The 10344-nt window shown below is 67.9% G+C and carries 9 protein-coding genes; 4 read left to right on the top strand and 5 right to left on the bottom strand.

From position 1 onward, the window contains the following. Positions 1-77: 77 nt before the first annotated feature. Positions 78-512, bottom strand: a complete 435-nt coding sequence (locus tag ABAZ39_RS23775; RefSeq protein WP_051658460.1) for a response regulator — start codon at positions 510-512, stop codon at positions 78-80. 428 nt (positions 513-940) lie between these two features. Between ABAZ39_RS23775 and ABAZ39_RS23780 the strand changes: the two genes are divergently transcribed. The 3 genes from ABAZ39_RS23780 to ABAZ39_RS23790 all read left to right on the top strand — a co-directional run bounded on the left by ABAZ39_RS23780 (position 941) and on the right by ABAZ39_RS23790 (position 3738). Further along, positions 941-2224: a pentapeptide repeat-containing protein gene (locus ABAZ39_RS23780; protein ID WP_040136320.1), complete on the top strand. Its 1284-nt coding sequence runs from the start codon at positions 941-943 to the stop codon at positions 2222-2224. A 294-nt stretch (positions 2225-2518) separates the two neighbouring features. Next, a complete protein-coding gene (locus ABAZ39_RS23785) occupies positions 2519-2890 on the top strand; it encodes a c-type cytochrome (RefSeq protein ID WP_040136324.1) in 372 nt (123 codons plus the stop codon). A gap of 254 nt (positions 2891-3144) precedes the next feature. Beyond that, positions 3145-3738 (top strand): DUF4142 domain-containing protein, encoded by a 594-nt coding sequence (locus ABAZ39_RS23790; RefSeq protein WP_103039481.1) that lies wholly within the window; start codon positions 3145-3147, stop codon positions 3736-3738. 60 nt (positions 3739-3798) lie between these two features. Here the strand turns inward: ABAZ39_RS23790 and ABAZ39_RS23795 are convergent, their stop codons facing one another. Beyond that, on the bottom strand, positions 3799-5793 hold the full coding sequence (locus ABAZ39_RS23795) for a methyl-accepting chemotaxis protein (RefSeq protein WP_051658462.1): 1995 nt from the start codon (positions 5791-5793) through the stop codon (positions 3799-3801). Positions 5794-6141: 348 nt separating this feature from the next. On the opposite strand from ABAZ39_RS23795, the gene ABAZ39_RS33365 reads away from it, so the two are divergent. Beyond that, positions 6142-8136 (top strand): methyl-accepting chemotaxis protein, encoded by a 1995-nt coding sequence (locus tag ABAZ39_RS33365; protein WP_051658463.1) that lies wholly within the window; start codon positions 6142-6144, stop codon positions 8134-8136. A gap of 25 nt (positions 8137-8161) precedes the next feature. Here ABAZ39_RS33365 and ABAZ39_RS23805 read toward each other — a convergent pair whose 3' ends face one another. The 3 genes from ABAZ39_RS23805 to ABAZ39_RS23815 all read right to left on the bottom strand — a co-directional run bounded on the left by ABAZ39_RS23805 (position 8162) and on the right by ABAZ39_RS23815 (position 10252). Further along, positions 8162-9277: a prohibitin family protein gene (locus ABAZ39_RS23805; RefSeq protein ID WP_051658464.1), complete on the bottom strand. Its 1116-nt coding sequence runs from the start codon at positions 9275-9277 to the stop codon at positions 8162-8164. Beyond that, the gene (locus ABAZ39_RS23810; protein ID WP_040136327.1) at positions 9274-9471 is read right to left on the bottom strand and encodes a hypothetical protein; all 198 of its coding nucleotides are present in this window, start codon (positions 9469-9471) and stop codon (positions 9274-9276) included. Before ABAZ39_RS23810 ends, ABAZ39_RS23805 begins: the two co-directional genes overlap by 4 nt. Positions 9472-9589: 118 nt before the next feature. Continuing rightward, complete coding sequence (locus ABAZ39_RS23815) at positions 9590-10252, bottom strand: YcjF family protein (RefSeq protein WP_051658465.1); 663 nt, start codon at positions 10250-10252, stop codon at positions 9590-9592. Between the last annotated feature and the right edge of the window lie 92 nt (positions 10253-10344).

The raw sequence follows: 10344 nt of genomic DNA on the forward strand, positions 1-10344 counted from the left end.
CGCATCCGGCGGAACGCCGGATTGGCCGCGCGCCGGAGCGGCGCAGCCATGGGACGGCAAGCGGAAGGCGGCGGGGGCTAATGCTGGGGGGCGGCGTTGTGCAGCAGGGTCTTCAGCTGGCGCTCGTCGTAGGGCTTCTGGATGAAGCCGTGCGGGCCGGCGGCGCGGGCGCGCTCCAGCAGGACGGGGTCGCTGGCCCCGGACATGAAGATGCTGCCAACGGCGAAGCGCTCGCGCAGAGCCTGCGCGGTCTCGATGCCGTCCTGCGGACCGGCGAGACCGATGTCCACCAGGGCCAGAGCGGGGCGTTCCCGCTCGGCGATCTTCAGCGCGTCGGCGGCGTTGGCGGCGACGCCGCACACCTCGTAAGACAACTCCTCCAACATATCGGTCAGATACATGGCAACGATCGTCTCATCCTCGACGACCAGGACCCGGACGGGGGTTGTGGTTTCGGCGGGCGCGGTCCCGTCCGCCCCGGCCCGTGGTGACCTGTTGATCGGGTTGGTCATCCCTTATCCCTCTTGTCGTTCTGCCGGCTGCGGTGCCGGAACGGCGTCGATGAGGCGCCTATCCCGCCCGCCGCCGGAACCCGAGCGGAGACGTCGGATACCGGCGAAGCTGACCGGGACGAGTAGCACGGAGGGGTGAGGCAATTAAGGGAGAAAAGGTCAAATACCCCCAACAGGTTATACCCAGTAGGGTGACCGCACTCCAAAAGAGGGCAAGCATATTCCTTAAATTCAATATGGAATAGTTCGAATCCGGCGCGTTTGGGCCGTCTTTGCTTGGATTCGATTGAAATGTGCGGTGCAAACGCGCGGCAGCCATGTAGAGATGTGTGACCTTTTTAACAATTTTGCAAGTAATTTTGCGCGTAAACTTGCTACTGCGCCGCGGGGCGGGCGTGGAGTCGATTGCAGGGGTGCTGGGAAGCGGGATGAGCGGTGCCCCGACAAGCGGGCCGGGTGACGGGACGGACCTGAGCCTGGAGGATCTCGCGCAGGCCATCAGAGCCCACCGGCTTTATCTGGCGGCGCGCCCGAACGGACTGCGCCTTCAATTGAAGGCGGCGGACCTGACCGGTTTCGACCTGTCGGGGCTGCTCCTGTCGGACGCCATTTTGACCGGAGCGAATTTCCGGCGCAGCGTCCTCCAGCGCTGCAACTTCGACGGAGCGGATCTGTTCGGCGCCAGCTTCGTCTCCGCCGATCTGCGGGAGGCCTCGCTGGTCGGGGCGGACATGCGCGGGGCGAATTTCACGAAGGCCTGCCTGCGCAACACCCTGTTCGAACGGGCCGACCTCCGCCCCGGCCAACTCGTGCTGTGGAAGGACCGGCGCAAAGCGCGGGAGGCGGCGCTGCGGGAAGCCGTGCTGGTCAACGCGAACTTCACCGACGCCGATCTGACCGGCGCCAACCTGACCCGCGCCAGCCTGGAAGGGGCGGACTTCAGCAACGCCGCCCTGTTCGGCGCCAACCTCAGCGGTGCCGATCTGCGGGGCGCCGATTTCAGCATGGCGAAGCTGAAGGGCGCCATCCTGAACAACGCCGTCGTTGCCGGCGCCACCTTCCAGGGCGCCGACCTGCGCGACGCCGAACTGCGCAACGTCGCCATGGCCACCGCCGATTGGGCGGAGGCGCGGATGATGGGCGCCATCTACCATCGCAACCAGTCGGACTTCCCGCCGGAAATCCGGGAGGGGCTGGACGGCCATGTCCGCTGGATCAACAGCAACGGAAAGCAGGGCAAGCGGTTCGACGTGTCGGACGGGGCCTTCGTCGGGACCGATTTCGACGGCTGCGATCTGAGCGGGGCGATCTTCCGCAATTGCGACTTCACGCGGGCGAGCTTCCGCGACAGCAAGCTGCAGATCGCCCAGTTTCCCGGCTGCCGCATGCGGGAGGCCTGTTTCGAGAATTCGGAACTGTCCGGGGCCAGCTTCGAGGGCTGCGACCTGACCCGCGCCATGATGCGCAACGCGGTGATGCGGGCCATCGAGCTTCTGGCGGCGGACGGCCAGCCCACCGGGCGCCTGTGGCCGACCAACCTGCGCAACGCCCAACTGGCCGACAGCGACATTCGTGGCGCCGACCTGCGGGGTGCGCGGCTGGCCGGAGCGGACCTGACCAACTGCAACCTGTCGGGAGCCGACCTGCGCGACACCGACATTGAGAAGGCCAACACCACCGGAACGACGCTGGTCCATTGCCGGTTGAAGTGACCGAAAATTTTAATCCCGAAAAATTTTCGAAAAGAGTCGGGCATTTTGTCGCAGGGGCTGGCCTCCAGCCATGCCCGGCATTGTGCATACCAGCATGCGGGGATTACAACGCCGGCCGAGGTGGCGGCTGGTTTCCCAAGCCGCTTGTCATGATCGAGGCCAAGTAACGGAGCGGCGGACGCCGCGCGCCGATGCGACGAATATTGATCGTGGCGAAGCGAACAACGCAGGATGCCCTGCGGGCCTTGGGTGGCCGTGCCTGTCTTTTGGGCATTGGAAATCGAGGATAGTGCAATGAAGCGTAGTGTTGCCGTTCTGGCCTTCGGCCTGTTCGCCGCCCTTCCCGGCATCGCCTCGGCGCAGGACGCCGATGCGGGTGAGAAGGTGTTCAACCAGTGCAAGGCCTGCCACACCATTGAGGCCGGCGGCCCCAACCGCGTCGGCCCGAACCTGCACGGCGTCGTCGGCCGCCCGTCGGGCTCCATTGAGAGCTTCAAGTATTCCGACGCCATGAAGGGCGCCGGTCTGACCTGGGACGAGGCCAATCTCGACAAGTACCTGACCGATCCGAAGGGCACCGTTCCCGGTAACAAGATGGCCTTCGCCGGCGTGAAGAACGAGCAGGCCCGCAAGGACCTGATCGCCTTCCTGAAGAAGAACAGCTGACGCGTCCGCAAGGACCGCGCTGCGTGATCGGGAGGGGCGACGGCCTCTCCCGCGACCGGCGCCCCGCCGTCAGGCCACGCCCGTCCGGGCAGGATCGCCTGCCTCCCTGCGGTCCATCCTATGAGGATGGCATCGGTCAACCTGCCCTTGTGGGCAGGGGACCCGTAAAAACGCTCGTCGCCAGGCACAAGGAGAATAGGAGGCTGTTGGGGATCGGTGTGTCCCAACGCAAGATTGTAGATCGGGAGGTCGGAATGCCCATGCTGCGAACCGCGGCCCTTGCCGCCGTGTCCATCCTCGCGCTCGCGGCCTGTTCGAGCGAGCCGGGCCTCGTGCCACCGATGGGCAACTCCGGCGCTTCCGCGTCCCAGATGGGAAGCACCGGGTCGGGCGCCTCCTCGACGCTGACGGTGGCGGACCAGTCCTTTCTGACCCAGGCGGCCTACGGCGGCTTCGGCGAGGTGGCGATGGGCACGCTGGCCCAGCGGCAGGCGTCCAGCGCCACCGTGCGTGACCTCGGCCGGCGCATCGCCGCCGACCACACCCAAGCCAATCAGGAACTCGCCCGGCTCGCCCAGGCCAAGGGCGTCACGCCGCCCACCGCCCCGGACCCCGGCCGGCAGGCGGTCGCCGACGCGTTGGCCACGCTTCAGGGCACCGCGTTCGACCGGCAGTATCTGCAACAGCAGATCGCCGAGCACGAGGTGTCGATCGCCCTGTTCAACGCGCAGGCCCAGGGCGGCACCGACCCGGACGTCCGGTCCTTCGCCGCCAAATGGTTGCCCGGCCTGCAAATGCATGCGCGCGAATTGCGCGCGCTCGGCAACCCGCTGGCGCAACTGCCGTAGCGGAGGGCTTCTGCGGCCAAGCCCGCGGAATCGGCCGCAGGCTTGGCCCGATGATCCGCCTCAGGCGACCGCCGGAAGCGGGTGCAGGCCCGCGGTGAGGCGTTGGACGTCCGCGGCGAAGCGGTCGGCGACGTCCGGCGTCAGCTCGAACCGGACATGCAGATCCTGCTCCTTGCCCCCCAGCACCGCAAAGGGGATGGAGACGGTGCAGCCCGGAATGGTCAGCACGCCACGGCTGCCGACCTGCGACCGGTCCAGGCCGCGGATCGTGGCGCCGCCTTCCGACAGGTTGGTGAGGTGGCCCGACAGCGACCCCACCGCCCCGGAGATGGTGCAGGGCAGGTTGACCTCGAACCGCGGGGCGCGGCGGCGGTCCACCTCCGGCGTGGCGGTGCGCACGGCGCGGACCAGCATCTCGCGCAGATGGTCGATGCTCCCCGCCACGTCGGACGCCACCCGGCGCACCTCGTCGGCACGGTTGCCGGTCACCGCCGCTTCCTCCGACACATGGGCGATGCGGGACGACACCTCCTGCGCGGCGGCGGCGGTCTGGCCGACGTTGCGCGAAATCTCGCTGGTCGCGGCACCCTGCTCGTCCATGGCGCTGGCGATGCTGCTGGCAACCCCGTCGATCTCGGTGATGGTCCGCCCGATGTCCTGCACCGCGTCGACGGCCCCGGCGGTCATGCTCTGCAGGTCGGTGATCTGGCGGGAAATCTCCTCCGCCGACTTGGAGGTCTGGGTGGCGAGGTTCTTCACCTCCTGGGCGACCACGGCGAAGCCCTTGCCGGCCTCGCCCGCGCGCGCCGCCTCGATCGTCGCGTTCAACGCCAGCAGGTTGGTCTGGCTGGCGATGTCCTGGATGAAGGTGGCGACCTCCCCGATGTGGCCGATGGCCTCGGACAGGGAGAGCACCACGTCCTCGGTCTTGCGGCCGCTTTCCACGGCGCGGCGGGAAATCTGGCTGGCGAAGGTAACCTGACCGGTGATCTCGGCGATGGAGGCGGTGAGCTGGTCGGTGGCCGCCGCCACGGCCTGGGCGTTGCCCAGCGCCTGTTCCGCCGCCGCCGCCACGCTCTGCGAGTTGGCGGAGACGGTCTCGGCCGAACTGGCCATCGCCTGCGCATTGCTGTCCATCGAGACCGACCGCTCGGCGACGCGGTCCACGGCGGTGCGGGTTTCCTGCTCCACCGTGCGGGCCATGGATTCCAGGGCGGCGATCTTGGCGGCCTCGGCCTCGCGACGCTCGCGCTCCTGCGCCTCGCGCAGACGCTGGTTGTCGATCCCCTTCAGGCGGAAGACCTCGACGGTCTTGGCCATGGCGCCGATCTCGTCCTGGCGGTCCAGGCCGGGCACCGCCACTTCGTAATGCTCGTCGGCCAACTGGAACATGGTGCCGCGGATCTGGTCCAGGGTGCGGAACTGGCGCCGCACCACCAGCAGCATCACCAAGGCCATGCCGACGGTGATGACCGCCGCCACCTGGATGATGTTGGGCACCACCTCCTCCAGCACGCCCAGGGCGACGCTCTTCTTCAGGCCCACGAACAGCACGCCGATGACCTCGCCGTTCCGGTCGATGATCGGGTCGTAGGCGGTGAAATAGGCCTCGCCCAGGATGTCGGCCTCGCCGCGGAAGGGCTCCTTGCCATCGATGACGGCGCTATAGACCGGACCGCGGGCCAGCTTCGTCCCGACGGCCCTGTTGCCGTCCGGGTTGTGGATGTTGGTCGCCACGCGAGTGTCGCCGCGGAAGATGGTGGCCACGCCGCCGGTGACGCTGCGGACGGTGTCGACGATGTCGTTCGCGCCGTCCAGCTTGACATCGTCGATGTAGAGCGCGCCGTCCTTGAGCCGGTACTCCGACCCCCTCTGGTCGAGCAGCATCCGGAAGTTGGTGATGGCCTGCTCCCTCCGCTCCGCCGCGTCCTTGCTGATGCTGGCGGTGACCTTGGCGATCGTCGCGTAGGTCAGAGCGCCGGACAGGGCAATCAGGCCGAGCGTGCACAGAATGGTCAGCTTCGTCGCAAGGCTGAGCGTGCGGAGGGGATTCATCGGCCGAGAACTCCTTGAAAAATCGTCGGGTCGCTCCGGAGGCGCCGGAACGGCGGCGCATTGGTAACTTTGTCGCGTATTTGTAACAAATGGTTTTATCAACCTCGGGACGCCCCGGAATCACGCAATGTGAAGACCCCGTTGCGACTTTTTCCGACCGTCTTGAGCAAAGTGATTGTGTTTCAAGGCTTATTCATTGCACTCCTGTTGTGCGCATCACAAAATAAACCATCTGTTAATCATGAAGTGGGACAGCATGTCGCACTCGAATTCCTGTTAGCGATACCTTTGGTTTGGCGGAAATGTTATCGGTTGGCGTTCCTTCATTACAGAATACAAACATTCGCCATGCCGGACTCGCTGCACGCCCTGGATGTCACCAAGACCGCCTATTTCGATCTGGGACCGGAAGCGGTCGGCAGCCTGCGGCAGGCGTTGCCGATCATCTCCAAAGCCCTTCCGGGAATTCTGGACCGCTTTTACGCCCGCACGCTGTCGCAGCCCGAATTGGCCGCCCTGTTCGCCAACCCGGCGCAGGTCGAGGGGGCCAAGCGCGCCCAGATCGCGCATTGGACCCGGCTGTTCGAAGGCCGCTTCGACGACGGCTACAAGGAATCCGTGCGCGCCGTCGGCATCGCCCATCACCGCATCGGGCTGAGCCCGAGCTGGTACGTCGGCGGCTACGCCTTCATCCTGGGGGAGATCATGGCCGCCCTGGCGCAGAGCATGGGCGGGACCCTGCTGACCGGTGGCCGGCTGGGCTCCATCGTGACCATGCAGCGCGCCGTGGTGTCGGCGGTCCTGATGGATCTTGACGCCGCCCTGTCCGTCTATTGGGACCGGCTGATCGACGAGCGGCTCCAGGCGGTGGACGCGATGGTCGATTCCATCGACCACGAGGCCAACGACGTGGTGGACAGCGTCGCCAGCTACACCGCGGATCTGCGCCGCACGGTCGGTGACCTGGACAGCGTCTGCGCGTCCGTGAAGGACAGCATCGCCGGCACGTCCGCCGACACCGAGGAGGCGCTCGACGCCGCCCAGACCGTCGCCGCCGGGGCGGAGCAGCTTCAGGCCGCGGTCCGCGAAATCTCGGTGCAGGTCGGCGGCGCGTCCCGGATCGCCAGCGAGGCGGTGGAGAAGAGCGGCGAGGCCCGCCAGGTCATGGCGCAGCTCAGCACCGCGGCGCAGGAGATCGGCGGCATCCTGAACATCATCCGCGCCATCGCCGGGCAGACCAACCTGCTGGCGCTGAACGCCACCATCGAGGCGGCCCGCGCCGGGGAGGCCGGCAAGGGCTTCGCCGTGGTGGCGACGGAGGTGAAGAACCTCGCCGGGCAGTCGGCCAAGGCGGCGGACGAGATCGCCGCCAAGGTCGGCGCCATCCAGGCGGTGGCGGAGCAGGCCATCACCGGCATGGACGGGGTGGCCACCACCATCATCACCATGCAGGAGATCAACGCCTCGATCGCCGCGGCGGTGGAGGAGCAGTCCTCGGCTTCGCGCGAGATCGCCCGCAACATCGGCGAGGTCGCCGGCATCTTCCGCGGCATCGCCAGCCGGATGACCGAGGCCGGCGGCGAGACCGAGCGCGCCACCACCGTGGCCTACACGGTCGGCGAAAGCGCCAACCGCATGCAGGAGGCGCTGGACACCCTGCCGTCGCTGCTGGCCCGGGCCATCCGCACCTCCTCCGATCTGGCGAACCGGCGCCACACGCGGCGCCGCCCGGTGTTGCTGGACGGCAGCGTGGACGAGACGCCCGCGCTGGTCCGCGACATCTCCGAATGCGGCTGCTACGCCGAGACGAAGGGGGCAGCGCCCACCGGCGGGCAGGTCACCGTGTCGCTTCCCGGCTACAAGCTGTCCCTGCGCGGCTCGGTGGTGGCGCGGCACGACAACCGGCTGCACATCCGCTTCGACGAGCGGAAGATCGGCCGCGAGGAGGTCGACCGCATGAGCCGCGACGGGGTGGGCGAACTGGTCCGGCTGGCCAAGCAGGACCATCTCGCCTTCGTGGACAGGATCATGGAGGCGGTGGGCGGCCAGCGCACGCTTCTGCCGGCGGATCTGTCCACCCATCACTCCTGCCGCCTTGGCCGCTGGTACGACAGCGTGAACGACCCCCGGACGATGCGCCTGTCCACCTACAAGGGGATGGCCACCCCGCACCGGACCGTCCATGAGTCGGGGCGCGAGACGCTGCTCGCCCTTCAAACCGGCAACCGCCTGGAGGCCGAACGCCACGCCGCCGAGATGAAGCGGGCGTCGGCGGAGGTGGTCCGGCTGCTCGACGAGCTGGAGCGCGATTTCGCCCGGACCCTCGCCGAGGCCGCCGACTAGCCGGTTCCTTGGACACCGCCGGGCCTCAGCGCCCGGCGGTGTCCGGTGGTGCTTCCGGCGCGCTGTTCTCCGGCGGCGGTTCGTCGAGGGTGGACAGGCGGCCGGCGAGTCCGTCCGGTTCCTTGGCGGCGGTTTCGTGAGGGGCTGCGGTCCCGGCCGCCGTTCCCGACGCTCCCGTTCCCGATTTGGCGTCGTCGCCGGTGTTCAGGATGACCGGCAGGCCGTCGCGCCCGCCGATGATGATGGTCTTGGCGTTGGAGGAGGTGGCGAAGGCCCGCGTCGCCTCGATGCCGCGCAGGCGCAGATACTCCGGCGTGATGTTGCGGGCGACGATGTCCTGGAAGTCGCGCACGCCCTCCGCCTCGATCCGCTTGCGGTCGCGCTCCTTGGCCTCGCGGGCGATGCGGAAGTCGTATTCCTCCATGATCTGCTGCTGCTCGATCTTGCGGTCGATGGCCTGACGGACCAACGGCGGGAAGCTGACTCCGGCCACCAGCACGTCCTCCACCCGGATCATCACGGAGCTGTAATCGTCGGCGATCGCGCCCGGAGGGAGCTTCAGCGCCTGCAGATCGGTCGGCGGCGCCGGGAATTGGCGGCGTGCCTCGGTCAGCAGGAAGCCCTGGATGTCCGCCCGGTTGATCGAATAGAAGTTTTCCGGATTGTGCTTCGACACGAATTCGTAGACGAGGCTGGCGATCTCCGGATGCACCAGCTTTTCCGCGTAATCGTCACCGGCCAGCTTGTGGAGCAGACCGGCGGCCGGCGGGTTGACGCGGTAGCGCAACGCCACGGTCACCGTCATCGACATGCCGTTGGCCGCCACCGCCTCGTAGGTGCGGGTGTCGGTGCGCAGGCGCACGTCGTACATCGTCACCCGGTCCCACGGGAAGATCAGGTGGGTGCCCTCGCTGTAGACCCGGTCGGTGACCGTGCCGCCGAAGAAGCGCAGCCACAGCACGCCGACATGGCCGGAGGGCACCTCGACGAAGACGGCGGGGGCGATGGCGAGGAAACCGAGGATCAGGGTCAGCGTCACCGCGTAGATCGACACGCTGCGCCGCTTCAGCCAGAGGCCGGCGCGCTGCGGCAACGGCGCACGGGCGAGGCCGTCCTCGGCGGACGGGTCCAGGGTGGTCATCGCGGTCTCGTCGTCAGCATCTTCTCACGTTCCCGCGTGCTGGGGCGGCCCACCGCCTGGATCACGAAGTTCACCGGCGGAGTCAGGAAAAGGGCCAGCAGGAAATGGCCGATGAAGCCGATCGTGGTGTTGCGGCCCATGACGGCGCACACCAGACAGGCGAGGAGATAGAGCATGACGAGAACGAGGGGCATGCGCGTCCGGCCTTGGAATGGGAGCAGGGCGGAGGGGTGACGGCGGCCGGAGGGGGCGGGGATGCGCGGAGGCGTCCCCGCCCGTCCTCCCGGTCCGTGGCGGCGTCCGGGTTCGCGGTCAGGCCGCGGCCGTGGCCGCCTCCGGCGTGGCGCCCTTGCGGCGGCGGGCTTCCTCGAACTTCTCGCGGAAATAGGTCTTCACCTTTTCCGGTTGGAAGGTCAGGAAGGTGCCGCCCGACGCGAAGTGCTGCTGGAAGACCTTGCCCAGCGCGTAGGTGAAGGCGCTGTTGAAGGCCGGCTGGGTGGCCAGCCGCGTCACCGTGCCGATCACCGGCACCGAGCGCAGAGCCATGTTGAACGCCATGGAGCCGAGCAGGCTGCCGCCCAGGGCGGTCGGGGCGACCGTCGCGAACAGCGTGCCGACCGCGGAGCGGCCGATGTCGCCGCGGAAGTCGACGCCGTGCAGTTCCGACAGCTCCTTGAGCAGGCGAAGCTGGACGACGGCGAGCGCCGCGGTGTCCACGAAGTTCAGCGGGATGACGCCCGCCGCGGCCGACAGCAGCACATGCTTGCGGATGATCTCCGCCGCCTGCGCCTCGGTGGACACCGGAGCGGCCGGGGTGGCTTCCGGAGCGGCTTCGGAGGTGCTGGCGGCCGTGTTGGGGGTTGTGCTGGTGGTTTCAGGGGCGGCCGTCACGGCCTCCGGAGCCGGGGTGGGGGCCGGGGCGACGGCCGTTTCCGGCTTGGCCTTGCCGCCCGGGGTTTCCTTCTCACTGACCATGCTGTGGTGCTCCAAAAAGGGACGTTGTCGAGAGAAAATCAGCAATGAACACCGCGCACCGGATGGCCCGCGGCGACAGTCGGCCCCAAAGG

This window comes from Azospirillum argentinense, from assembly GCF_000632475.1.
GTDB lineage: Bacteria > Pseudomonadota > Alphaproteobacteria > Azospirillales > Azospirillaceae > Azospirillum > Azospirillum baldaniorum.